The sequence below is a fragment of the Isoptericola aurantiacus genome, from assembly GCF_044769875.1.
GTDB lineage: Bacteria > Actinomycetota > Actinomycetes > Actinomycetales > Cellulomonadaceae > Isoptericola > Isoptericola aurantiacus.
In genome coordinates this window covers 224,857-249,520 of record NZ_JBJBAE010000007.1, presented here as the reverse complement: position 1 = coordinate 249,520, position 24,664 = coordinate 224,857, and the positions used below count along the sequence as shown (strand labels likewise).

Here is a 24,664-nt window from a genome sequence, read left to right as displayed (position 1 = left end):
CACTGTTGAGTTCTCAAACAACCGACGCACACCATCAACGACCGAAACTCACCGCCTCGGCCCCTCCGGGGCAACCCCTCAAACTTAGCATTCCCGGCGCCATTTCCCAAACCGTTCCGATCGAGCGATCGGAACGACTCGGACACAGTCCGTTCGTGCCCCACCAAGCCAAGCCGCGCACAGCGACCCCGCCCTGAAGGTGTGGTTTTCAGCTCCGGCCCGGCCATCGGTACCCAGCCAGTGGCTGTCTCCGCGATGTCCGTCGGCCCGTCGGGCTGACGTCAGAGAACATTACCGATCCGGGCACCCGGCGTCAACGTCGCAGGACGTGTCGCGCACCACGTTCTCCCGGAACCCCGGAATGGTGCGGAGAACCGGCCCGCCACGCCGGGCTCGGCGGGACGGGCCGGCGGGGGACGCTCTCAGACGGCCGACGTCACGGACGACGCACGGCTCAGGCGACGGGCCTCGTCGAACTCCGCCTCGATCTCCTCGACCGGGGCGCGTGTCAGGAGGCTCACGCCGATGGCGGCACCCAGCCCGACCAGGAACCCGGGCACGATCTCGTAGAGCGTGTCGGACAGCGCGGTCTGCCCCCAGACGAACGCCACGACGGCTCCTCCGACCATCCCCGCCAGCGCTCCCCATCGCGTCAGCCGCCGCCAGTAGAGGCTCAGCAGGACGATCGGGCCGAAGGCCGCACCGAACCCGGCCCAGGCGAACCCGACCAGGTCGAGGATCGTCGTCGTCCGGTCGAGGGCGATGATCCCGGCGACCACCGCGACCACCAGCACCCCGCCACGTCCGAGCATCACCTGTGCGCGCGGGCTCAGCTCACGGTGGGTCGTCATCTTCACCAGGTCCTCCACCAGGGCGGAGGACGACACGATGAGCTGGGACGAGATCGTCGACATGATCGCGGCGAGGACCGCTGCCAGCACCAGACCGGCCGCCACAGGGTGGAAGAGCGCCTGCGCGAGGAAGAGGAAGACCGTCTCCGGGTTGTCGAGGGTCAGCCCGTTGACGTTGACGTACGCGACGCCGATGAGGCCGGTCAGCACGGCGCCGACACCGGTCAGGATCATCCAGGTGATGCCGATCCGCCGGCCCGCCGGCGCGTCCTGGGGAGATCGCATCGCCATGAAGCGCACGATGATGTGCGGCTGCCCGAAGTAGCCGAGCCCCCACGCCAGCGCCGAGATCACACCCGTGGCCGAGGCACCGGCCAGGAAGGACAGGTGGTCGGCAGCCTGCGACGTCTCGGCGGCCAGGATGCCGTCCCGGACCACGCCCCAGCCGCCCATGTCCACGACCGCCACGATCGGGACCACGATCAGGGCGAGGAGCATGAGCACACCCTGCGCGACGTCGGTCCACGTCGCGCCGAGGAAGCCGCCGAACAGCGTGTAGGCCAGGGTCACACCGCCCACCACGAGCAGGCCCGTGAGGTAGGACATGTCGAACGAGCTCTCGAAGAACGTCCCGCCGGCGACCATGCCGGACGACACGTAGAACGTGAAGAACACCAGCACGATCACGCCCGCTGCGATCCGCAGCAGCCGCGAGGTGTCCCGGAGCCTGTTCTCGAAGAAGCTGGGCACCGTGATCGAGTTGTCGGCCAGCTCGGTGTACGCGCGCAGCCGGGGCGCGACGAACTTCCAGTTGAGCCAGGCGCCGATCGTGAGGCCGACGGCGATCCAGGCCTCCACCAGGCCGGCGGCGTAGATCGCGCCGGGCAGTCCCATCAGGAGCCATCCGGACATGTCCGAGGCGCCGGCGCTGAGCGCTGCCACCGCCGGAGGGAGCCGGCGACCGCCGAGCATGTAGTCGTCGAGGTCCTTCGTGCGCCGGAAGGCCGCGTAGCCGATGCCCAGCATCAGGGCGAGGTACGCGACGATCGCGATCGTCGTCCAGGTCTGATCGCCCATACGAGCGTTCACCCTCTCGTGCGTCGAGCAGCGTGGGACCCGCCGCGCCCGGCACCGTGGCAGACGCGGCGGACCGGGGCCAGGTCGGTTCAGCCCGGCACGGGACGTGCCGCCGGCAGGACCTCGCTGCAGAGCCACCCCGTCGGAGCTCCGAAACGACGACGGCCCGACCCCAGCAGGGTCGGGCCGTTCTGTCGGAGTGCGCCCGGAGGGATTCGAACCCCCAACCTTCTGATCCGTAGTCAGATGCTCTATCCGTTGAGCTACGGGCGCAACACATACCAGCGCGGTTCGCACCGGCCGACGAGAACATTACCGCGTCTGATCGCGAACCCCAAACCGGATCCGCCGATCGTGACCGACACCACCGGACCCTCGCCCGGCGGACGGGGAGACAGAAAAGGCCCCGGGCGTCGAGCACCGGAGCCTTCCTGGCGGAGACGGCGGGATTTGAACCCGCGAACGGGTTGCCCCGTTACCACCTTAGCAGGGTGGCGCACTAGACCAGACTATGCGACGTCTCCTCGACAACACCCAACGTGTGCCGCGGCGCCCAGCGTACCGGTGACAGGCACCGGGGAGCAAAGCAGCTCGTCGGCCGGAGCACCGGGCGCGTCCCGCTCCAGGTCACCGCACCGATCGGCGTGCGCCCGACGACGCACACCGACCCGAAGGAGCGGAGGGCGGGGGATTCGAACCCCCGGTTGCTTGCGCAACAACGGTTTTCAAGACCGTCACATTCGGCCGCTCTGTCAGCCCTCCTCGGCCCGGCAGTCTAGCCGGACACGACCCGGGACGACGGACGGCCGGCCGGCGCCAGGTGTGCCGACCGGCCGCAGGCCCCGCCGTCGGGTCAGTTCGCGGGACCGCCGGCACGCAGCTGGCGCATGGCCAGCTGCACGAGCGAGATCAGCGTCTGCTTCGTGGCGGCGCGGGAACGCGCGTCGGTGTACAGCATCGGGACGTGGGCGGGGATCTGAAGCGCCTCGCGGACGTCCTCGAGACGGTGCTTGGCCACCCCGTCGAAGCAGTTCACACCCACCACGAACGGCACGCCACGCTGCTCGAAGTAGTCGATCGCGGGGAAGCACTGCTCGAGACGATCGGTGTCGACGAGGACGACGGCGCCGATGGCGCCGCGTACGAGGTCGTCCCACATGAACAGGAAGCGGTCCTGGCCCGGCGTCCCGAAGAGGTACAGCCACAGGTTGCCCGGGAGAGAGACCCGGCCGAAGTCCATCGCGACCGTCGTGGTCGTCTTCCGATCGGTCACGCCGCCGGCGTCGTCGACCCCGACGGAGTGCTCCGTCATCGCGGCCTCGGTGTTCAGGGGCTCGACGTCCGAGATCGACCCGATGAAGGTCGTCTTGCCCACGGCGAAGCCACCCGCGACCACGATCTTGGTCACCGTGGGAGCAGCGTTCGCCGATCCCGGCGCCGGACCGGAGGCCGGTGCGGGTGCCTCGGGCCGAGCGGCGGACGCCGGCTGCGCCGCGGGAGCGGCCGGACCGCTCTGCGCCGGGGCCTCCGGAGCGGACGGCCCGGTCGCCACGGCGGCGGGCGCCACGTTCTCGGCCGGGCCGGAGGACGGCTCCGTCGTCGCGCGCCCCCCGGCGAGGACGCTCTGGCGTACCGGTGAGCCCGTCGCCCCGTTCGACGGGGCCGCAGCACCCAGCGGCGGCGTCACGCCACGCGTGGTCTGCGACGTGGGCGCCCAGCTGGGGGCCAGTCCGCCGGATCCCGCGGGCGCCGCGCTGTCAGAGGGTGGAAATGCCATTGAGAACACTCTCCAAGACGCTCAGGGAAAGTCCCGAGTGGTTGCTGCCGTGGCCCGTGTGGACGTTGACGGGGGCCGAGGTGTGCACGGTGATGTGCCCCTCCTCCTGCATGTCCGCCGCGAGGATGCGGACGACGCCGAGGGGAAGCTTCAAGAGGGCGGACAGCTCCGCGATCGACACGTAGGTGTGGGCGGCGTGCTGCAGGATCGCGCGCTTCTCAGGGGTGAGCCCGAAGCTGTTGACCGCGCCGGGCATGACCTCGACCAGCGCCTCGAGCGGCAGGTCGGACATGGAGGAGCGGACACGGCCACCCGTGACTGCGTAGGGACGCACCGTGGAAGCCTCGTAGACGTCCGCGGACTGCGCGCCCCGGGTACCGAACGGTGCGTGCGTCATCTTCTATCTCATCCCACCTGCGCGGACCGAGTCGCGCCGTCGACCGGAAGGTTTCCCCGCATCTCGGAGATGAGCTGCGGTGTGAGCGTGGCCTCCGTCCGGGAGACCAGGAGTGCCATCTCGTAGCCGATCAGGCCGATGTCGCAGCTCGCCTCGGCGACGACCGCCAGCACCGAACCGTTCGAGACGTTCATCAGGAAGAGGTACCCGTTGTCCATCTCGATGATGGCCTGCCGGACGTTGCCGCCGTTGAGCTGGCGCGAGGCACCGCGGGTGAGGCTCGACATGCCCGACACGATCGCTGCCAGCTGGTCACCGCTGGTGCGGTCGAGCTGGTCCGACATCGCCATGAGCAGACCGTCCGCAGAGACCACGAGGGTGTGGCGGCTGCCCGGGACGGTCCGGACGAAGTTGTCGAGAAGCCACCCGAAGTTGGTCGCTTCAGTACTGAGGGTCACGCTTCCTCCTCGTCAGGTGCGCTGTCTGCGCAGGTCACCGCTGCTGCGGAGTAGATCACAGGACATCATTCACGCTCGGTAAGCATCCGTCGAGCCCCCCGGGCCCATCGCCTCGGTGCGGCCGCGGGCGGTCGCGGACTGGAACGCGGACAGTCGCGCTCGCAGCTGCTCCGGATCGCGGTCGATCGACGCGGTGAACCGCTCGGCCGGCACGCTCGGCTCCGGGCTCCGGCCCCGGCGGGCCAAGCCGTTCGCGGCGGTGGGAGCCACCGAGGTGGGCCGGTACGTCTGCTCGTCGTTGCTGATCGTCACGTTCTCTTCCTGGAAGACACCCCGCTGCATCAGCGTGGACATCTCCTCGTACAGGACGGCCGAGGCCATCCACTCGGATCGCGCCTCCACCGTGTCGGGCACGAAGTGGGGGTCGAGCGGGTCGGAGCCCATGTCCGCGGTGGACCGCAACGGCAGGACCGACTCGCCGTAGGAAGTCGCTGCGGGCCGGGTCTCGTCCGCCACCGGGGTCGGCGCCACCGGGGCCGACGGCGCGGGCGCCGGTGCGGGTTCGGGCGCGACGGCACCCGGGACGTACGGCACCTCCTGCACGGGTGCCCGGCCGAACGCGACGGGAGCGGCCTCGGGCCTCGTCGCCGTCTGCTCAGCCGGCCCTCCCCACGGCACCTCTGCCGGCTCGGGGGTCGCCAGGGGCGGGGCAGCGCGCTCCGCCCGGGTGACCGCCGGAGCGAACGGGTCGACGACGGACCGGCGCTCGGGAGCCGGGTCCGGCGAGTCCGAGGACGACCGGAACTGCGGGGTGGTCAGCGGGTCGACGCCGTCGGCCGAGCCGACCAGCGCCGGGGCCGAGGGGCCGGTCGCCGGTCCGCTCGCCGTCGACGCGGTGCCCTGCACCGCGGGCCGGCGCCCGAAGAGACCGCGCTTGCGCGGGTTCTGCGCGGTGGCGTCCGACCGGCGGGTCGGCAGGTCCGACATGAGGTCCTCGAACGCGGGCAGCGCGGTGAACCCGTGGTCGTCAGCCTCCGGGGCGTCCTGCGCCTCGGCCGCACGTGCTGCGGCGACCGGGCTCGGTGCCGTCGCCGGGCTCGGCTCGGGGGCCCAGGACGATCCGGCGGCGTCGTGCTGCGGGACGTACGGCTCGTCGGCACGAGGCTCGGACGGTTCGGAGCGGACCGGCTCCGGAGCGAACGACTCCGGCGCATACGGCGTCCCGCTGTCGACGGGCTCGCGCGCGGGCGGCTCGTCCGCGACGCCGTAGGCGGCCGCGGCGTGCTCCTCGAACTGCGCGGGCAGGTCGGCGGGGTCGTCGGAGACGGCGTCGAGCTGCAGGGTGCTCTCGCCGAGGTTCTCCATCGATCGGAAGCTGGAGAAGAGGCCGGTGCGCTGCTCCACCTCGATCGGCTTCGCCGGAGCCTCGTCCGCGGACGGGAGCGGCAACGAGCCGGACAACGCGGCAGGCTCCGATCGGCCGGCGCCGCTGCGACGACGGCTCGGCAGCGAAGCCGCCGACGCCTCGACCTCGCTCGGCGGGGTCCACGCCGCGTCCTCCTGACCCGGGGCGGACTCCTCGAGCGACGGGGTCTCCAGCGGCGGCAGCACGATCGACTCGGTCGGGGCACCTCCGTCACCGCGGCGTCGGCGGGGCATACCGGTGGCGGTGGTGCCGTCGGTGAGCGCGTCGAGGTCCACGGGCTCCGCGACGGGCGGCTCCGGTTCCGTCATGCCGAACGACGCCGGGGCCACCGTCCGCCGGGGGGCCTCCGGTGCGGAGGCAGCAGGGTCCTGCGCGGAGGCCGCGGAGGCCGTCGGGGCGGGCTCAGGCTCGCGCGGCGCATCGGCGGTGGGAACCGTCGCCGGCACGGCACCGGTGAGCTCCGAGGCGGACGCCGCGCTGCCGAGCTGGGACGCGGAACGCTGCGTCGCCGCCTCGAGCGGGTCGGTGGGCTGCGGGAGGGTCACGGCGTCGTCCGCGAGGAACAGCGCCGCGGGGAAGACCACTACCACGACCGTGCCCTTGCCGTCCTGGCCCGTGCTGAACTCGACCTGCGCGCCGAGACGGCCGGCGAGCCGGCCGACCACGAAGAGGCCGAGGCGCTGGGCGCCGACCGCGTCGGACGCGGCCGCCGAGGTGACCTTGGCGTTCGCGTCCGCGATCTCCTGCGCGGACATGCCCAGCCCGTGGTCGCGCACGGTCACGACGACGCCGCGGGTGTCGCTGCCGGTGATGACCTCGACGGGTGTGTGCGGCTCGGAGAACATCGTCGCGTTCTCGAGGAGCTCTGCGATCAGGTGCGCGGCGTTGAGGGCGTTGTGGCCGAGCATCTGCGGGTCGGTGTGCAGGTCCAGGCGGACCCGGTCGTAGAGCTCGATCTCCGAGGACGCCGTCCGGATCACGTCGGAGACCGGCATCGGCGTGCGCACCCGGCGCCCGGAGTCGATGCCCGCGAGCACCAGCAGGGATTCCGCGTTGCGCCGCATCCGCGTCGCGAGGTGGTCCAGACGGAAGAGGTTGGACAGCGTGCTCGGGTCCTCCTCCGACCGCTCCAGCTCGTCGAGGAAGGCGAGCTGGCGGTTGAGGAGCACCTGGTCGCGGCGGGCCACGTTGACGAACATCTCGGCGATCGACCCACGCAGGGCCGCCTGCTCGCGCGCCACCTCCATCGTGGTCGCGTTGACCTCGTTGAACGCGTTGGCCAGGCGGCCGATCTCGTCGGAGGACTCGACCGGGATCTCGACGAGGTCGGTGGACGGTGTCTGCCCCGGGACAGCCATCTGCTCCACCATCTCGGGCAGCCGGTCACGCACCTCGGCGGTGGCGGTGGTCAGGCGGCGCAGCGGCGTGACGATCCGGCGGGCGATGACGAGCGCGAACACCAGCGACAGGAGCACGATGCCGAACGCCGACGCCACCGTGCCGACCGCCTGCAGGCGGGCGTCGTCGGACAGGTCCCGGGAGTACGTCACGGTGTCGAGCCGCACGTCGTTGCGCACCGGCTGCATGTCGTCGATCCAGCCCTGGGACAGCTCGGCCCACTGCGCCGCGTCCGCCGGGTTGACCTGCGAGAAGTTCAGGTACTCCAGCTGGAACCGCAGGTCCTGCAGCTCCTCGCTGTAGGCGGGCAGCGTGTAGTCCATCCCCAGGCGGTCGATCTGTTCCTGGGCGCTGACGCGGAACTCGTTCGTCTCCTTCAGCGCGACGACCATCCGCTGCATGAGCTGGGCGTTGTAGTCGGGGTTGTCCTCGTCCTGCTGCTGCGCCCCCGCCGCGTTCGCCAGGCCGAGCGCCACGAGCGGACGCTCGTAGGTGTTGGCGAGCATGACCTCGTCCATCGCGATGTACGCGTTGAGGCGCTCGGCCAGACCGGACTCGTTCGAGGACGCCGACAGAGCACGGGGCACGTCGAGGGCGCGCTCGATGATCTCGGTGTAGCGCTGGGTGGCGGAGGTCTCCGAGATCTGGCCGGACAGGACCTGGCGCTGCAGCTCGTCGAGCTCGCGCCGGTCGTCGAGCGTCGCCTCGATCGCGTCGCGCACGCTCGTGCTCAGCTCGTCGGTGTCGAGGGCACGCAGGGCCTCGTTGCGCGCGTCGACCGCCTCGTCGCTGGCCTCCTGGGCCGCCACGAGCTGGTCCTCACCCACGGACTCGGAGTCGTTGAGAGCGAGCATCGCGACGCCGCGTTCCGTGGCCACCGCGGTGCCGGCGCGGTCCTGCAGGTCGAGGCTGTCGATGACGTCGGCCGTCTGGGACGCCCTGTCCGCGTCCTGCAGCGCGCCCCACGAGATGTAGCCGGCGGCGAGCAGGAGGACGAAGATCGGCACGGCGAGTGTCGCAAGGATCTTCCCGCGAACGCCCAACCTGCGGAGCATGTGGACCTCTCTCCATCACTGATCGATCGGAGCCCCGGGAGGTGTCCAACCCCCTCGTGACCTCCGGATGTTCGTCGCACCCTGGGACCGCTCCCCCCGCGCGACGTCGTGCGCGGGTAGCCTTCCCTGGTGTGCGAGCCGTCACGATATCGGGCGAAGGGCCCACAGGGAAACTCACCACGAACGTCATGAACCTGCGCGAACCGGACGCGGGTGAGGTGCTGGTCGACGTCGCCTCGAGTGGCGTGAACCGTGCTGACCTGCTACAACGCGCCGGTCTGTACCCGCCGCCGAAGGGTGCTCCCGAGTGGCCGGGCCTGGAGATTTCCGGTACGGTCCGGCAGCTCGGCCCGGGCGTGTCCTTCCCGCGTGTCGGCGACGAGGTGGTCGCGCTGCTCGACGGCGGCGGCTACGCCGACCAGGTGCTGGTCCGCGCCGGGCAGGTCCTCCCCCGGCCCGACGGCGTCGACCTCGTCGACGCCGCAGCGCTGCCGGAGGCGGTCTGCACGGCGTGGACCAACCTCGTCGACGCCGGTCGGCTCCGCGCGGGCGAGACCCTCCTGGTGCACGGCGGGTCCGGCGGCGTGGGCAGCGTCGCGGTGCAGCTCGGCGTGGCCCTCGGCGCGACGGTGATCGCCACCGCCGGCGGACCCGAGCGCGCCGAGCGGTGCCGCGCGCTGGGGGCGAGCGTCGTCGTCGACCACCGCGCCGAGGACGTGGTCGCCGCCGTCCGCGCCGCGACCGACGGGCGTGGGGCCGACGTCGTGCTCGACGTGCTCGGCGGCGGCGGGCTGGGCGACAACGTCCGGCTGCTGGCCGACGGCGGACGCCTCGTCGTGATCGGCCTGCTGCAGGGGCGTCGGGGCGAGCTCGACCTGGCCCGGCTCATGGCCCGCCGGGCCACGGTCACCGGGACCACCCTGCGCTCCCGCAGCGCCGAGGAGAAGGCCCGGATCGTCGCGGCGGTGGCCGAGCACGTGTGGCCGATGGTCGCGGACGGCCGCGTGCGACCCGTGGTGCACGCGCGGCTCCCCCTCGACGAGGCCGAGGAGGCCCACCGGCTGCTGGAGTCCGGAGAGGCCTTCGGCAAGGTGCTGCTCCTGCCCTGAGACCCGAGGACGGGCAGACTGGTGACATGAGCGACGAGCACCGCACGGTGACCCCCCTGGGCGACGACGTGCCGGCCGCGTCCACGCCGTCGGCGGATCGGCCCACCGAGGAGGAGGGCTCCAGCATCTCCGAGCCGGCCAAGGTCATGCGGATCGGCAGCATGGTCAAGAAGCTGCTCGACGAGGTGCGCGACGCCCCGCTGGACGACGCCGCGCGGACCCGCCTGGCGGAGATCCACGAACGGTCGCTGGCCGAGCTCGAGGACGGGCTCTCCGAGGACCTGGTCGCCGAGCTGCACCGCATCACGCTGCCGTTCACGGAGAAGTCGACGCCGTCGGACGCCGAGCTGCGCATCGCCCAGGCCCAGCTGGTGGGCTGGCTGGAGGGCCTGTTCCACGGCATCCAGACCGCTCTGGTGGCCCAGCAGATGGCCGCGCAGCAGCAGCTCAGCCAGATGCGACGCCAGCTGCCGCCCGGCACCCCGCACCCGTTCGCCGGCGGGCCGGGCGACGACGAACGCTCACCCGGCCAGTACCTCTGACTCGTCGCGGCCGGTCGCCGTCATGGCGATCGCCCCGGAGATCAGCACCAGGCCGGCCAGCTCGGGCCACGTCGGGATCTGCTGCAGGACGACGGCGCCGACGGCGGTCGCCGTGGCCGGCAGCAGCGCGAGCAGCACGGCGAACGTCGCCGTACCGACCCTGCGCAGCACCACCTGGTCGAGCACGTACGGCACCACCGACGAGCACACCGCCACGACCAGCAGGAAGGCGAGCAGACCGACGTCGGGCACCACCCGGGTGACGGACCCGCCGAAGAACGGCGCGAAGACGAGCGCGCCTGCCACCATGCCGACGGCCAGGCCGTCGATCCCCGCTCCGCCCCCGGCGACGCGCTTGCCGAGGACGATGTAGCCGGCCCAGCAGGCAGCGGCGCCGAAGACCGCGACCAGGCCGACGACGACGTCGTCGCGCGGCAGACCGCCGTCGAGCGTGATGCCGGCGAGCAGCACGACCCCGGCCGCGGCGACGACGATCGCACCCCGCTCGCGCCATCCGCGCCCCGTGACGGCGGCCACCGCCACCGGGCCGGTGAACTCGAGGGCCACGGCGACACCGAGCGGCAGGTGGTCGATGGCCACGTAGAAGACCACGTTCATCGCGGACAGGGCGATACCGAAGAGGCAGGCGTGCACGAGCTCGACGCGGGTCCAGCGGCGGCGCCACGGTCGCCGCCACGCCAGGAGGACGACGGCGGCCAGGACGATCCGCCACCAGCTCACCGTGGGTGCACCCAGGGTGTCGAAGAGGCCCACGGCCACCGCGGCGCCGAGGTAGAGCGTCAGCCCGGAGACGGCGAACAGTGCCGGCGCCGGGACCCTGCCGAGCGCCCCGCCGGGCGTCGACGACGGCGGACGCGGCGACGCGGGGCGGGCTGCGGCAGACACCTGGGGAGCCTACGCCGGACCCGTCGCTCCCTCGACACCGCCGTGTCGCCGCCGCTGCGCACCAGGCCGCGGATAACCTGCAGGGAGGGGCCGTCCCGGCAGGTGGCGGCGGACAGGAGGTCGTCATGGGGTTCGGCCAGGCGGTCGCGACCGTCTTCAGCAGGTACGCGACGTTCTCGGGCCGCGCGCGCCGCTCCGAGTTCTGGTGGTGGTACCTCTTCGTGCTGCTGCTGAGCATCGCGGTGAGCGTCGTCGTGGCGGTCACCGGTGGCTACAGCATCGACGACGAGACGGGACTGCCGGTCTACGGATCGGGCACCGCCCTGCTGATCCTGCTGCTCTGGCTGGTCCTCGTGGTCCCGAACATCGCCGTCACGGTGCGCCGGCTCCACGACACCGACCGCTCGGGGTTCTGGTGGTTCATCGGGTTCGTGCCGCTGGTGGGTTGGATCATCCTGCTGGTGCTCATGGTGCTCGAGGGGACCCAGGGGCCGAACCGCTACGGTCCCGACCCGACGTACACCGGGGTGCCGCAGGGCTGACGGGCGCCGTCGCCGGCGGACGACGTCCGGTGCGGTCCAAGTGTGAAGAAAACTTGATGAGATCCTGGACACGGTGTGATCGCGTCCCCTAGGTTCGCGTGCGGTCGCCTCACCCGACGCGACACCCCGCACGAACCCAGGAGCAGCATGTCCTTCGGCGATGCCATCAAGACCGTCTTCAGCAAGTACGCCACGTTCTCGGGCCGGGCCCGCCGCTCGGAGTTCTGGTTCTGGGCCCTGTTCGTGTTCCTGATCAACGTCGTGATGTCGATCCTGATCAGCGCCACCGGCGGTATCTCGATCGACCTGGACACCGGCGAGATCAGCTACGGGGCCACGTACTTCCTCGCGGCGCTCGTCGGTCTGGCGCTCCTGCTCCCGAACCTCGCCGTCACGGTCCGCCGTCTGCACGACACCGACCGCTCCGGCTTCTGGTGGTTCATCGCCCTCGTGCCGTTCGTCGGCTGGATCATCCTGCTGGTCTTCACGGTCCTCGAGGGGACCCGGGGGCCGAACCGCTTCGGTGCCGACCCGAAGCTCGCCGCGGGCGAGGCGCCCGCGCAGGCTCCGCAGGTCTGAGCCCACGCCGCACGCGCGGTCCCCACCTCTCTGCACGAGGTGGGGACCGCGCGGGCGGTCATGGTCGCGCCTGGCGCTCAGCCCTTCACGGCACCCGCCAGCATCCCCCGGACGAAGTAGCGCTGCAGCAGCAGGAACACGATCAACGGGACGATCATGGCGATGAAGGCACCGGCGGTCAGGAGGTGCCAGTCGCCGCCCCGCGAGCCCGCCAGGTCGGCGACGACCACCGTCAGCGGCCGGTACTCCGGTGCCGCGAAGGTCAGGCCGACCAGCAGGTCGTTCCACACCCACAGGAACTGGAAGATCCCGAAGGCCGCGATGGCCGGCACCAGCAGCGGGAAGAGCACCCGGAAGAAGATCTTCACGTGCCCGGCACCGTCCACCCGCGCCGCCTCGACCAGCGACCGCGGGATGTCCTTCATGAAGTTGTGCAGCAGGAAGACGGCCAGCGGCAGGGCGAAGATCGAGTGGGAGAGCCACACGGTCCAGAACGAACCCGCCATGCCCCACCCGTTGTAGTTGGTCAGCAGCGGGACCAGGGTCACCTGGATGGGCACGACCTGCAGGGCGAAGACCGCCACGAACAGCACGTTGCGGCCGGGGAACTCGATCCAGGCGAACCCGTACGCAGCCAGCAGGGCCACGGTGATGGGGATGACCACCGCCGGGATGGTGATGACGAACGTGTTGACGAACGAGTCGGCCAGGTTGCTGCCGTTGCCGAACAGCGCCTGGTCGTAGTTGTCGAGCGTCAGCTCGGTCTCACCGTTGAACAGGCCGGGGACCACCGTCCACCACCCGCTGGTGCGGATGTCGATCTCCGGCCGGAACGACGTCACCAGCAGACCGGCCGTCGGGATGGTCCACAGGACGGCCAGGATGACGGCGGTCAGCGACGCCCAGGGCGAGGTGAGCCGCCCCTTGGTGGCGATCGCCCGCTTCTCCAGCCGGGTCAGCTTGCGCGGCGGGACCGGCGCGGTGTCCTCCGTCTGCGTGGTGGAGGCCGGGACGGGTGGCGTGGTGCTCATCGGATCTCCTCCGACTGGCGCATCTGGCGCACGTTGTACGCGACGATCGGGATCACCAGGATGAACAGCACCACGGCCAGCGCCGAGGCCAGACCCTGGTTGTTCTGCCGGAACGCCTGCGTGTAGAACTCGTTGGAGATGACCTGCGTGCCGAACTGCCCGCCGGTCATGGTGCGGACGATGTCGAACGCCTTGAGCGTCGCCATCGCGATCGTGGTCAGGACGACCACGAGTGCCGGCCGGATGCTCGGAACCGTGATGTAGCGGAACATGCCCATGCCGTGCAGGCCGTCGAGGCGTGCGGCCTCGACGATGTCGTCCGGGATCGCCTTGATGGCCGCGGCCAGCACCGTCATGGCGAAACCGGTCTGGATCCAGATCATCACCACGATGAGGAACCCGGTGTTCCACGGTTCGCCGATGAGGAACTGCTGGGGCGGTATCCCGAGCCAGACCAGGACCTGGTTGAGCAGGCCGATCTGGTTCACGCCGGGCTGGTCGGGGCGGAACTCGTAGACGAACCCCCAGATGATCGAGGCGCCCACCATGGAGATGGCCATCGGGATGAAGATCAGCGTCTTGGCGGCCTTCTCGAACCGCGCCCGGTCCACGAGCACCGCGTAGACCAGGCCGATGAGCGTGCTGAGCAGGGGTGCCAGGATCACCCACGCGGCGGTGACGATCAGCACCTTCTGGAAGGTGCCGACGGTGAACATCTGCACGTAGTTGTCCACCCCGACGAACTCCGTCGTGGTGCGGTTGAAGAACGACTTCCACAACGTCTGCAGCCCGGGGCGGATGAGACCGAACGTGATGAGCAGCAACGCCGGGCCGACGAACCCGACCGCGACCACCCACGCCGGGATGCGTTTGGGCCGGTCCACCACGAACAGGATGATGCTCATGACGCCCGCGAAGAGCAGGATCGCAATCACCATCACGGTGAACTTCTCACCGGGACCGTTCGGATTCAGCAGGAATTCCGTCAACCAGTCCACCACTCACCTCCACGGGTAGGCCGGCCCGGGCCGTCGGACGCCGCGTGCGGCGTCGACGGCCCGGGCCGGGTCGATCACATCGGCCAGCTGTTCTCGATCTGGTCGGTGACCTCCTGGCTGGAGGCTCCGGTCAGCCAGTCGACGATGCCGTTCCAGAACGTCCCCGCACCCACCTCGCCGGGCATGAGGTCGGACGCGTCGAACCGGAACACGGTCTCCTCGTCCGACACCAGGGCTGCGGCGTCCTGGTCGAACTCCGAGGCGAGGTTGTTGACGTCCAGGCCGTTGTTCGCGCTGAACCAACCGCCGTCGGGCGTGGCGATGGCCTTCTGGTTGGCCCAGTCCGCGCTGGCCAGGTAGGTCTGGAACGCCTGGACCTCGGGCCGGTCGTCGAACGCGGCGACGAACTCACCGCCGCCGAGCACCGGCTGGATGTCGGTCTGGTCGGTGGGCAGGTAGAAGGCGTAGACGTCGCCGTCCGACCCGACCTCGGTGCCCTCGGGCCACTGGGTGGCGTAGAAGCTCGCCATCCGGTACATCCAGCAGGTGCCGTCCAGCACGCCGACGCCCGCCTGGTCCCAGGGAGTGGTGGCGATGGAGTCGACCCCGCCCAGCCCGGCGTTGACGTAGTCCGGGTTCTTGAGGATCTCGCCGGCGGTGTCGAAGGCGTCGACGATCTGCGGGTCGTTGAACGGGATCTCGTGCGTGTACCACTGGTCGTAGACGTCCGGCCCGGCGGTGCGGAGCACGACGTCCTCGATCCAGTCGGTGCCGGCCCAGCCGGTCGCGTCACCGGACTCCACGCCGGCGCACCACGGGAGAACCTCCTGCTCGGTGGCGATGGTCTCGGTGAGGTCCATCAGCTCGGTCCACGTCTCCGGGACCTCGTAGCCGGCGTCGGCGAACATCGCGGGGTTGTACCAGACGAAGGACTTGGCGTTGGCCCCCAGCGGCGCGGCGTAGAAGGTGCCGTCGACCGAGCCGTAGTCCTTCCACTCCTCGCTGAAGAACTCGTCGACGTTCGCGACCGTCGCCTCCGGGGCCTCCACGATCTGGTCCGGGTAGTCGTTGACGATCGTGTTCAGCAGGCCGGGCTGCGGCAGGTACGCGATGTCCGGGGTGTTGCCCGCCTGGATGCGTACCAGGAGCTGGGCCTCGAACTCCCGCGAGCCCTCGTAGTCGATCGTCACGCCCGTGCAGTCCTCGAAGGCGGCGTAGGAGTCCTCCTGCTGGGTCTGCTCCGGCTCGACGATCGAGGTGTACACGCTCACCGTCGTGCCGTCGAGGTCGCCGAACTCGTCGTAGGCGGCGCAGTCGATGTCCTCGGCCATCCCGGTGCCGCCGTCGCCGTCGCCCGTGTCGCCGCCACCGCCGTCGTCGTCACCGCCGCAGGCCGCCAGGACGAGGGCGAGGCTCGCGCCCGTGGCGACCGCCGCCAGCCGGCGGCGTCGTGCCGTCGTCGTTCTGTTCATGTCAACCCCTCCACTACGTCGTGGTCGCCGACGAACCGGTACGCCGTCGGACCGCAGGAGCCCGTGGTCTCGGTGCCGAGCAGCCCGGGCTTCGTTTGCAAGTCGACCGCAACGTTGCAGGTCGTGCAACCGGTCGGGGGCCCTGAGGTGGTTACGATGCGGTGACGATCCGGCCACGGTCCGAATCGTGGGATGATCCGTGGGGGCCCGGGACGGGTGCCGACGGAACGCACCGGAAGGACCACGATGATCGAGCTGAGGACCCCGCGCGAGATCGACGAGATGCGCCCGGCGGGTCGCTTCGTCGCCGAGACCCTCCAGACCGTGCGCGAGGCCGCCCGACCCGGTGTGAACCTCCTCGAGCTGGACGCGCTGGCCCACCGCCTCATCACCGAGCGTGGCGCCGAGTCCTGCTACATCGACTACCACCCCTCGTTCGGCGCCAGCCCGTTCGGCAAGGTCATCTGCACGTCGGTCAACGACGCCGTGCTGCACGGCCTGCCGCACGACTACGCACTGGCCGACGGTGACCTGCTGAGCATCGACTTCGCCGTCGCCGTCGACGGCTGGGTCTCCGACTCCGCGCTGTCGTTCGTGGTCGGCGAGTCGCCGTCCCCCGAGCGTGCCGAGGCCGACGCGCAGCTGATCCGCACCACCGAGGTCGCCCTCGAGGCCGGGATCGCCGCCGCGCAGCCCGGCAAGAAGATCGGCGACATCTCGGCCGCCATCGCCGAGGTGGCCCGGGCTGCCGGCTACCGGATCAACACCGACTTCGGCGGCCACGGCGTCGGGCGCACCATGCACGGGGACCCGCACGTGCCGAACGACGGCCGCGCCGGACGCGGCTACCCGCTGCGGCCGGGACTCGTCATCGCCATCGAGCCCTGGTTCCTCGAGACTACGGACGAGATCTACACCGACGACGACGGCTGGACGCTGCGCTCGGCCGACGGCTCGCGCGGTGCGCACAGCGAGCACACCATCGCGATCACCGCCGACGGCCCGGTGGTCCTCACCGCCCGCGACTGACCCACCGCGGGATAGGCAACGTCGGCGCGAGGTAGGCACGATCCGCGCGAGGTAGGCACGATCCGGTGCTACCTCGCGCGAGGGTTGCCTACCTCGCGAGGAGCGAGCGCAGCACGGTCACGGCACCGTCGTCGTCGACCGTCCCGGTGACCTCGTCGGCCGAGGCCCGCACCACGTCGTCCGCGTGCCCCATCGCGACGCCGCGCGCCGCCCACCGCAGCATCTCGACGTCGTTGCGCCCGTCCCCGATCGCCACCGTCCGGTGCGGCTGGACCCGCGTGCGCCGTCGGACCTGCTCCAGCGCCGTCGCCTTGGACACACCGAGCGGAGCCAGGTCCATCCAGGCGCTCCAGCCCACGGCATAGGTGACGTCGTCGAGGCCCAGGTGCTCCACCAGCTCGTGGAACCGCTCGGACGTGGACTCGGGACTGCGGACGATGACGCGCGTGACCTCGCTGGACCACAGGTCCTCCAGCGGGACGACGACGTGCACGCCCTCCAGCTCGCCGTCCGGGAAGTACTCGGTCATCCGGAAGCCGACGCCGAGCTCCTCGACGGCGTAACGGGCGTCGGGCAGCTCGTGGCGCAGCAGGCTCAGCGCGGGCTCCGGGTCGAACGTCACCACGTCCTCGGCCACCCAGCCCTCCGGCAGTTCCGGGTCCAGGCGGACCGTCACCGCTCCGTTCGAGCACACCATCCAGCCGGACCCGATCCCGAGGTGCTGCGCGACCGGGAGCATCGAGATCAGCGAGCGGCCCGAGGCGAGCACCACCTCGTGGCCGGCCGCGCGCACCGCGGTGACGGCGTCGTGCACCGCCGACGCCATCTCCCCGGCGTAGGACAGCAGCGTGCCGTCGAGGTCGAGCGCGACGAGCCTGCGCTCGGCGCCGGTGGTCCCGGGCGCCACCTCAGCGCACCGGCTCGAGGACCTCGAGGCCGCCCAGGTAGGGGCGCAGGCCCTCGGGAACCCGGACCGAGCCGTCCGCGAGCTGGTGGTTCTCCAGGATCGCGACCAGCCAGCGGGTGGTGCCCAGGGTGCCGTTCAGGGTGGCCACCGTCCGCGTGCCGTGCTCGGAGCGCTCGCGGACGTTCATGCGCCGCGCCTGGAACGTCGTGCAGTTCGACGTCGAGGTGAGCTCGAGGTAGCGCTCCTGGCTCGGCAGCCACGCCTCGCAGTCGAACTTGCGCGCGGCGCTGGTGCCCAGGTCGCCCGCCGCCGTGTCGATCACCCGGTAGGGCAGCTCGACCTTGGCGAGCATCGCCTCCTCCCAGGCGAGCAGCCGCTCGTGCTCGGCCGCGGCGTCCTCCGGGCGGCAGTAGGTGAACATCTCCACCTTGTGGAACTGGTGGACGCGGATGATGCCGCGCACGTCCTTGCCGTGCGACCCCGCCTCGCGGCGGTAGCACGCGCTCCAGCCGGCGTACCGCTTCGGACCGTCGTCGAGGTCCAGGATCTCCCCGCCGTGGTAGCCCGCGAGCGCCACCTCCGAGGTGCCGACCAGGTAGAGGTCGTCCCGCTCGAGGCGGTAGATCTCGTCGGCGTGGGCACCGAGGAACCCGGTGCCGCGCATCGTCGCCGGCGTGACGAGCGTCGGGGTGACCATGGGGGTGAAGCCCTCGGCCATCGCCAGGTCGGCGGCCGCGTTGAGCAGCGCGAGCTCGAGCCGCGCGCCGACGCCGGTCAGGAAGTAGAAGCGTGAGCCGGAGACCTTCGCGCCGCGCTGCGTGTCGATCGCGTGCAGTCCCTCGCCCAGGTCCAGGTGGTCACGGGGCTCGAACCCCTCGGCGGCGAAGTCGCGGGGGGTCCCGACGTGCTTGAGCGTGAGGAAGTCGTCCTCGCCCCCGGGAGGCGCACCCTCGACCACGTTGGGGATGGCCCAGAGCAGCTCGTCGAGCTCGGCCTCGGCCTCGTTCGCCGTGGCCTGGTGCGCCTTGACCTGGCCGGCGAGCTCCTTGGTCCGGGCGAGCAGGGCCGCCTTCTCGTCGCCGGAGGCCTGGGCGACCTGCTTGCCCATCGCCTTCTGCTCGGCCCGCAACGACTCGAACTCCGTGAGGGACGACCGTCGCCTGGTGTCGGCGGCGATCGCCGCGTCCACCAGGTCGGGGTCCTCGCCGCGGGCCTGCTGGCTCGCGCGGACGGCGTCGGGGTTGTCGCGCAGGAGGCGGATGTCGATCACGTCCGCCAGCCTAGCGGCCACGGGCGGCCGGACCCGGCTCCCGCCGGGGCGCTCCACCTCGCGGGAACGCCCGAACAGTCCTATCTTTCGGTCATGCCCTGGGAGCTCAGCGTCGGGATCGCCGCCCTCGTCGTCGGGGTCACCGCACTGGTGGCCGCGCTCGTCGTCCTGCGCCGCAGCAGGCGGCAGCCGCGACGGTCGGCGGCGGGCGGTCAGGACGACGGCCGCACGCAGCGGCCGCAGCTCGCGCTGATCGTCAACCCGTCCAAGGAGCACACCGCGCAGATCATGACGACGGTGCGCCGGCTCGCCACCGAGGCCGCGCTGCCGACGCCCCGCTTCTACGAGACCACGCGGGCCGACCCGGGCACCGGACAGACGCGCACCGCCCTGGCCGACGGTGCCGACGTCGTCGTCGCCGCCGGCGGGGACGGCACGGTGCGCGCCGTCGCCGAGGGACTGGTCGGCACGGGCACGCCGATGGGCATCATCCCCGCGGGCACCGGCAACCTCCTGGCCCGCAACCTCGACATCCCGCTCACCGACGTCGCCGACGCCCTGACGGTGGTGCTCGGCGGGATCGACCGCACCATCGACGTGGGCCGGGCGCAGATCACCGAGCGGGCCGAGGGCGAGGAGGCACCCGAGGACGTCGACGACGACGTCGCGCATCTCTTCCTCGTGATCGCCGGCCTGGGGTTCGACGCCGCGATGGTGGCGGACGCCGACGACCAGCTCAAGGCGAAGATGGGGTGGGTCGCCTACTTCCTGGCCGGGGCACGGCACCTGCACGGCCGCCGGATGCGCGCGCAGATCACCGTCGACGACACGGAGACCGTCGAGGCGCGGCTGCGCAGCATCATGGTCGGCAACTGCGGCCGGCTCCCGGGCGGCATCACCCTGCTCCCGGACGCGGAGATCGACGACGGCGAGCTCGACGTCGCCGCGATCGACACGCGCGGCGGGCTCGCCGGCTGGGCCCAGCTCTTCGGCGAGGTCGTCGCCCAGGGACTGGGGATGCACAACGAGGCACCCGTCAAGATCGGGCGGATCGACCACACCCGCGCCCGCCGGGTCCGGATCCGGGTCGCGGAGGGCGAGCAGGCACAGGTCGACGGCGACGTGCTCGGCAAGGCCGTCGAGATGGAGAGCTGGGTCGAGGCCGGAGCGCTCGTGGTCCGCACCCCGGCGAAGGTCTAGTCCTGCCCGCCGGCTGCGACGCCCCTGGCCCGCCCGGCGGCCCCGGGCGCGCCGCATAGGCTGACCAGGTGCGTCCCCTCGCTCGTCCCCTCGCCGTCCTCGTCGCGCTGCTCGCGGCGTGCGGCACGGCCCTGCTGCCGTCCGCGGCGCACGCCGACGACGGGCAGGGCGCCGCGCCGACCGACACCCCGTTGGTGCTGGCGGGCGTGGCAGGGCTGCGCTGGAGCGACGTCGACGTCGACCGCACCCCGAACCTCTGGCGCCTCGTCGGCGGGGGCTCCGTGGCGTCCGTGGCCGTGCGGACGCTCACCCCGACGTGTCCGGTGGACGCCTGGCTCACGATCTCGGCCGGCCAGCGCGTCAGCACCGGCACGGGGACCGGGTCGCCGTGCGCCGACGTGCCCGGCACCGACCCGCCCGGCGCGGGTCCCGGGACCGCGGCCGTGACCGTCCCGGGGCGCGACGACCTGCTGCCCACGGAACCGCTCGTGCCGCCCGTCGCGGAGCCCGGTGCGCTCGGTGAGCTGGTCGACGTCGCCGGCACCTGCGCGACCGCCGTGGGGCCGGGCGGTGCCGTGGCCCTGGCCCGCGACGACGGCTCCGTGACCCGCTACCTGCCCGACCTCGAGGACCTCGACGCCGACCAGGTGGCGGCCTGCCCCGCCACCGTGGTGGACCTGGGCTCGTTGCCGGACGTCTCCACCGACCGCGGCGCCGCGGTCCGCGAGCTCGACGACCAGGTGGGCGAGCTCGCCGCACTGCTTCCCGCACAGGGTCGACTGGTGGTGGCCGGGATCGCCGACACCCCGCAGGGGCCCTCAGACCTGCAGGTCGTGGTCGACTGGACCGCGCCGGGCGGGGACGCCACCTGGCTCACCTCGACGTCGTCCCGCTGGACGGGCGTCGTGGTGCCGGCCGACCTGGCCGCCACCGTCGCCGACACGGTGACCGGCGGTGCGCTCTCGGGCGCCGGACCCGACGGCGACGACGACGGCGCGGCGGCCGACGACGTGGCGGCGGCCCTCGCACCGTTCACCGGGTCCCCGCTCGAGCACGGGGCGGACCGGCGGATCCCGGTGACCACCACGGTGGAGAACCGGCAGTACCTCAGCGTCCTGAACGACACCGTCCCGCGCCTGGCCCCGGTCCTGCTCGGGCTCGTGGCCCTGGTCGGCCTGGTCGTGGCCGCCGCGCTGGTCACCGCGCGCCGCCTCGGATCGCGCAGTGCTCCCGGCGATCCCGGCGATCCCGGGGCTCCCGGAGCACCCGACGCTCCCGGCGTGGTCCCCGCCCCGACACGGCCCTGGCGACGGGTGGCCCTGGCCGCCCTGATGGTCGCCACCAGCCTGCCGGTCGCGGCGTCGCTGGCGACGTCGACCCGGTGGTGGGCGTGGCCGTCCCCCGTGCTGGCGCTGCTGCTGGCCCTCTCGGTCGCCGCCCTGGGCGTGTCGTGGGCGGGCTGGGCGGCGCGTCGCCTCCTGCCGGCCTCGCCGTGGCGCGTCACCACCACCCTCGCGGCCATCACCTGGCTGGTGCTCACCGTGGACGGTCTGACGGGCACCACCCTGCAGCAGGGCTCCCTGCTCGGTCCGTCCCCTTCGCTCGGTGCCCGCTTCTACGGCTTCTCCAACACCGTCTTCGCCGTGTACGCCGTGGCCGGGCTGCTGCTGTCCGCCGGTCTGGCGGCGACCGTCCGCGCCCGGGGCGGCACCCCGGGTCGCGCCGCCGGGGTGGCGGGCGCGGTCGGGGTCGTCACGGTGCTCGTCGACGGGCTGCCCGCGTTCGGCGCCGACCTGGGCGGCATCTTCGCCCTCGTCCCGGGTTTCGCGGTGCTGGTGCTCGGCGTCGCCGGGACACGGATGACCTGGCGCCGGGCCGTGCTGGTGGGGGCCGCGACGGTCGGCGTGGTGGTCCTCGTCGCGGTGGCGGACCGGCTCGTCGGCGGCGGCAGCGGCCACCTGGGCGACTTCGTGCAGTCGATCCTGGACGGCCGCGCGGTCGGCGTGGTGGCGGGCAAGGCCACCGGCGCCTGGGCGACGGTCGCCCACCCGGCCGGGGCGGTCGCCGTCGTCGTGTGCGCGGCGGCGGCCTGGGCCGTGCTCAGCCCGGGCCGGGCACACCTGGTGGGTCTGGCCGACGCCTACCGACGCGACCCGCTGCTGCGCCGCGCGGTGGTGGCGCTCGTCGTCACCGCCGTCGTCGGCACGCTCCTCAACGACTCGGGGATCCTGGTCGCCTCTCTCGTGCTCGCCCTGTCGACGCCGGCACTGCTCGCCGGGTACCTCGAGGACACGGACGGCCGGGCCGGGGCGACGGCGCAGGCACGCGACGCTGCCGTCGGCCCGGCGAGCGAACCGGGCGTCCGCCGCCTGCCGACGGTGCTGGTGACGGTGAGCGGCGCGACGCTCGTGCTGCTGCTGCTCGCCTCCAGCGCGCTCGGCTCGGCGGGGCTGCGCGCCGCCGATGACGCGGCGGACGCCGGCGCCCAGGTGGCCCCCGGTGGCGCGGGCGTCGTCGCCGGGGACGGCCCGCTCGTCGTCGTCGGGACCACGGGCGTGCGCTGGGACGACGTCACGCAGGATCGTGCGCCCGTGCTCGCCGGGCTGCTCGCGGACGGCTACGGCGCGGGAGGGACGGCGCAGCCGACCGGGGCGGCGAGCCGGTGCGCCGTCGGCGGCTGGCTCGCGCTCTCCGCGGGCAGCCTCACCGAGGTCTCCCCCGGCCAGGACGACGACGGTCGCTGGCGGTGCCCGACGCCGCGACCCGTGCCGGCGGACGACGGCACCGGCGGCGCGGTGGTCGAGGGCTGGGACGAGCTCGTCGACCTCCAGCGCGATTCCACCTACCAGGCCGTGCTCGGGTCCCTCGGCGACCAGCTCGCGGCGGCAGGGTGCACGACGGCCGTGGGCCCCGGGGCGGCGCTCGCGCTGGCGGGACCCGACGGCGAGGTCGCGCGGTACCGGGAGCTCGACGCCGCGACCGGTGCCGGCACGGACGCGTTCGACTGCCCGGTGACGGTGGTCGACGCCGGCGACGCGACGGCACCTGCCGGCGACCCGGACGCCGACGCCGAGCAGCGCGCCGCCGCCCAGGAGGCGGAGCACGGAGGCGAGGTGGGCGGCGTCGACGCCACCGTGGGCGAGATCCTGGCCGCCGCCCCGCCGTCGGCCACGGTCCTGGTCGTGGACCTCGCCGGGTCCCCGGACGCCCGGCCGGTCCTCGGCGTCGCGCTCGCCCGCCCGGGCGCCGACGCGCCGCCGGAGCCCCGGTTCCTCACCAGCGCCGCGACCAGGACGGACGGCGTGGTGCGCGTGCTCGACGTGCCGTCCAGCATCCTCGGCGCCGCCGGTGCGACCCCCGCCGCGCCCGTGGACGACACCCCGCTGGTGTGGGGGTCACCCCGGCCGCAGGACACCGCCGTCGCGGCGCAGGGGCTCGCCGACCTCACCACGCTCGACCACGCGCGCCGGGCCGTCTACACCGGGTTCGTCGACCTGCCCCTGTACGCGGCCCTGGTGCTGGCCGCCGCCTGCCTGCTGCTCGGTCCCCGCCTCGCGCGGGCCACCGGCCCCCGCGCCCCGGCACGACGGCGAGCGGCCTGGGGGTGGGCCCGGGGCGCCGCGCTCCTGCTCGCCGCGCTGCCGACCGGGGCCTACCTGTCCTCCCTGACCGGCTGGTGGCGGTTCGACCAGCCCGTGCTCGCGCTCGTCCTGTCGAGCCTCGGCACGACGGCGGTGGTCGCGGCCGTCGGCGCGCTCGCACCGCGGCGGCCCGTGTGGCTCGGCCCGGGGATCGTCGCCGCGGTCACCTTCGCCGTGCTGACGCTCGACGCGCTGATCGGCACCCCGCTGAACCGCGCGAGCCCGCTCGGTTCCGCACCGACGTTCGGCGCCCGGTTCTACGGCTTCGGCAACCCGACGTTCTCCGTCTACGCGGTCGCCGCGCTCGTGACGGCCGGGGCGCTCGCGCAGGTGCTCGTGAGCCGGGGCCGCCGGGCGGCGGCCACCGCGGCGGTGGGGGTGATCGGCGTCGTGGCGATGGTGGTGGACCTGTGGCCCACGCTCGGCGCCGACCTCGGCGGGGCGCTCGTGATCGCACCGGCGTTCGCCGTGCTGGTCCTGGCCGCCTCCGGGGCGCGGCTGACCTGGCGGCGGTTCCTCGCCGTCGCCGCCGCGGGCGTCGGCGTCGTCGCCGCGGTCGGGGTGCTCGACTGGCTCCGGCCCGCCGACGAACGCTCGCACCTGGGCCGGTTCGTCGGCCAGGTGGTCGACGGCACGGCATGGGAGACGCTGGCCCGCAAGGCCGGCTACGCGCTGCGGTCCGTGCTCGACGGCGCCCCGGTCTGGTTGACGCTCGTCGTCCTGGTGGCGGGAGCCCTGCTGCTGTTCGTCCCCGCCCGCGGCACACCCCGCTGGTTCGCCCGCACGGAGGCCGCGTGGCCGCTCCTGCGGCCGACGGTCCTGGGGTTGTGGATCGTGTGCGTGGCGGGATCCGTGGTGAACGACTTCGGGGTCCGGATCGCCGTGATCGCCCTGGTGCCCGCGATCCCCCTGCTCACGGTCGCCGCGCTGCACACGCTGTGGCCCACGGGCGGCACCGCGGACCCCGCGCCGCTCGTCGCGGGCCGCCGCATAGGCTGA

At 72.6% G+C, this 24,664-nt stretch carries 18 protein-coding genes and 3 tRNA genes; 7 read left to right on the top strand and 14 right to left on the bottom strand.

Annotated elements, in window-relative coordinates:
* Window positions 1–422 precede the first annotated feature (422 nt).
* From putP to ACIQLL_RS17480, 8 genes are all read right to left on the bottom strand, one after another.
* Window positions 423–1,928 (bottom strand): sodium/proline symporter PutP, encoded by a 1,506-nt coding sequence (putP, locus tag ACIQLL_RS17515; RefSeq protein ID WP_402469976.1) that lies wholly within the window; start codon window positions 1,926–1,928, stop codon window positions 423–425.
* 200 nt (window positions 1,929–2,128) lie between these two features.
* Window positions 2,129–2,201 (bottom strand) — tRNA-Arg (locus ACIQLL_RS17510).
* A 159-nt stretch (window positions 2,202–2,360) separates the two neighbouring features.
* Window positions 2,361–2,452: transfer RNA gene (locus tag ACIQLL_RS17505), tRNA-Ser, on the bottom strand.
* A gap of 153 nt (window positions 2,453–2,605) precedes the next feature.
* A tRNA-Ser gene (locus tag ACIQLL_RS17500) sits at window positions 2,606–2,690 on the bottom strand.
* Window positions 2,691–2,781: 91 nt separating this feature from the next.
* Window positions 2,782–3,336 carry a GTP-binding protein gene (locus tag ACIQLL_RS17495; RefSeq protein ID WP_402469996.1) on the bottom strand — a complete coding sequence of 185 codons (555 nt, stop codon included), beginning with the start codon at window positions 3,334–3,336 and terminating at the stop codon, window positions 2,782–2,784.
* A gap of 349 nt (window positions 3,337–3,685) precedes the next feature.
* Window positions 3,686–4,102, bottom strand: coding sequence for a DUF742 domain-containing protein (locus tag ACIQLL_RS17490; RefSeq protein ID WP_402469974.1), 417 nt, complete (start codon window positions 4,100–4,102; stop codon window positions 3,686–3,688).
* Window positions 4,103–4,110: 8 nt separating this feature from the next.
* Complete coding sequence (locus ACIQLL_RS17485) at window positions 4,111–4,560, bottom strand: roadblock/LC7 domain-containing protein (RefSeq protein ID WP_172153547.1); 450 nt, start codon at window positions 4,558–4,560, stop codon at window positions 4,111–4,113.
* A 69-nt stretch (window positions 4,561–4,629) separates the two neighbouring features.
* A complete protein-coding gene (locus ACIQLL_RS17480; protein WP_402469972.1) occupies window positions 4,630–8,391 on the bottom strand; it encodes a sensor histidine kinase in 3,762 nt (1,253 codons plus the stop codon).
* Between the two features lie 179 nt (window positions 8,392–8,570).
* On the opposite strand from ACIQLL_RS17480, the gene ACIQLL_RS17475 reads away from it, so the two are divergent.
* Together ACIQLL_RS17475 and ACIQLL_RS17470 are read left to right on the top strand one after the other, a co-directional pair.
* Window positions 8,571–9,548, top strand: coding sequence for an NAD(P)H-quinone oxidoreductase (locus ACIQLL_RS17475; RefSeq protein ID WP_402469969.1), 978 nt, complete (start codon window positions 8,571–8,573; stop codon window positions 9,546–9,548).
* Window positions 9,549–9,574: 26 nt separating this feature from the next.
* Window positions 9,575–10,090 carry a bacterial proteasome activator family protein gene (locus ACIQLL_RS17470; RefSeq protein WP_402469967.1) on the top strand — a complete coding sequence of 172 codons (516 nt, stop codon included), beginning with the start codon at window positions 9,575–9,577 and terminating at the stop codon, window positions 10,088–10,090.
* Here ACIQLL_RS17470 and ACIQLL_RS17465 read toward each other — a convergent pair.
* Window positions 10,070–10,996: an EamA family transporter gene (locus tag ACIQLL_RS17465; RefSeq protein ID WP_402469965.1), complete on the bottom strand. Its 927-nt coding sequence runs from the start codon at window positions 10,994–10,996 to the stop codon at window positions 10,070–10,072. The genes ACIQLL_RS17470 and ACIQLL_RS17465 overlap by 21 nt on opposite strands.
* A gap of 125 nt (window positions 10,997–11,121) precedes the next feature.
* Here ACIQLL_RS17465 and ACIQLL_RS17460 point away from each other — a divergent pair, with 125 nt between their 5' ends.
* A complete protein-coding gene (locus tag ACIQLL_RS17460) occupies window positions 11,122–11,538 on the top strand; it encodes a DUF805 domain-containing protein (RefSeq protein WP_402469962.1) in 417 nt (138 codons plus the stop codon).
* 147 nt (window positions 11,539–11,685) lie between these two features.
* On the top strand, window positions 11,686–12,117 hold the full coding sequence (locus tag ACIQLL_RS17455; RefSeq protein ID WP_402469959.1) for a DUF805 domain-containing protein: 432 nt from the start codon (window positions 11,686–11,688) through the stop codon (window positions 12,115–12,117).
* A 77-nt stretch (window positions 12,118–12,194) separates the two neighbouring features.
* Here the strand turns inward: ACIQLL_RS17455 and ACIQLL_RS17450 are convergent, their stop codons facing one another.
* From ACIQLL_RS17450 to ACIQLL_RS17440, 3 genes are all read right to left on the bottom strand, one after another.
* Complete coding sequence (locus ACIQLL_RS17450; protein ID WP_402469956.1) at window positions 12,195–13,148, bottom strand: carbohydrate ABC transporter permease; 954 nt, start codon at window positions 13,146–13,148, stop codon at window positions 12,195–12,197.
* On the bottom strand, window positions 13,145–14,086 hold the full coding sequence (locus ACIQLL_RS17445; RefSeq protein WP_402469993.1) for a carbohydrate ABC transporter permease: 942 nt from the start codon (window positions 14,084–14,086) through the stop codon (window positions 13,145–13,147). The genes ACIQLL_RS17450 and ACIQLL_RS17445 overlap by 4 nt, the downstream gene beginning before the upstream one ends.
* Before the next feature lie 134 nt (window positions 14,087–14,220).
* On the bottom strand, window positions 14,221–15,618 hold the full coding sequence (locus tag ACIQLL_RS17440; RefSeq protein ID WP_402469953.1) for an ABC transporter substrate-binding protein: 1,398 nt from the start codon (window positions 15,616–15,618) through the stop codon (window positions 14,221–14,223).
* Between the two features lie 246 nt (window positions 15,619–15,864).
* Between ACIQLL_RS17440 and map the strand changes: the two genes are divergently transcribed.
* Complete coding sequence (gene map, locus ACIQLL_RS17435) at window positions 15,865–16,647, top strand: type I methionyl aminopeptidase (protein WP_402469951.1); 783 nt, start codon at window positions 15,865–15,867, stop codon at window positions 16,645–16,647.
* Between the two features lie 88 nt (window positions 16,648–16,735).
* Here map and ACIQLL_RS17430 read toward each other — a convergent pair whose 3' ends face one another.
* Both ACIQLL_RS17430 and serS read right to left on the bottom strand, forming a co-directional pair.
* Window positions 16,736–17,554, bottom strand: a complete 819-nt coding sequence (locus ACIQLL_RS17430; protein ID WP_402469948.1) for an HAD family hydrolase — start codon at window positions 17,552–17,554, stop codon at window positions 16,736–16,738.
* A gap of 1 nt (window position 17,555) precedes the next feature.
* On the bottom strand, window positions 17,556–18,824 hold the full coding sequence (gene serS / locus ACIQLL_RS17425) for a serine--tRNA ligase (protein ID WP_402469946.1): 1,269 nt from the start codon (window positions 18,822–18,824) through the stop codon (window positions 17,556–17,558).
* Window positions 18,825–18,917: 93 nt separating this feature from the next.
* Between serS and ACIQLL_RS17420 the strand changes: the two genes are divergently transcribed.
* Both ACIQLL_RS17420 and ACIQLL_RS17415 read left to right on the top strand, forming a co-directional pair.
* Entirely contained in the window at window positions 18,918–20,024 is a 1,107-nt protein-coding gene (locus ACIQLL_RS17420) for a diacylglycerol/lipid kinase family protein (protein ID WP_402469943.1), read from the top strand.
* A 68-nt stretch (window positions 20,025–20,092) separates the two neighbouring features.
* Entirely contained in the window at window positions 20,093–24,664 is a 4,572-nt protein-coding gene (locus ACIQLL_RS17415; RefSeq protein WP_402469941.1) for a hypothetical protein, read from the top strand.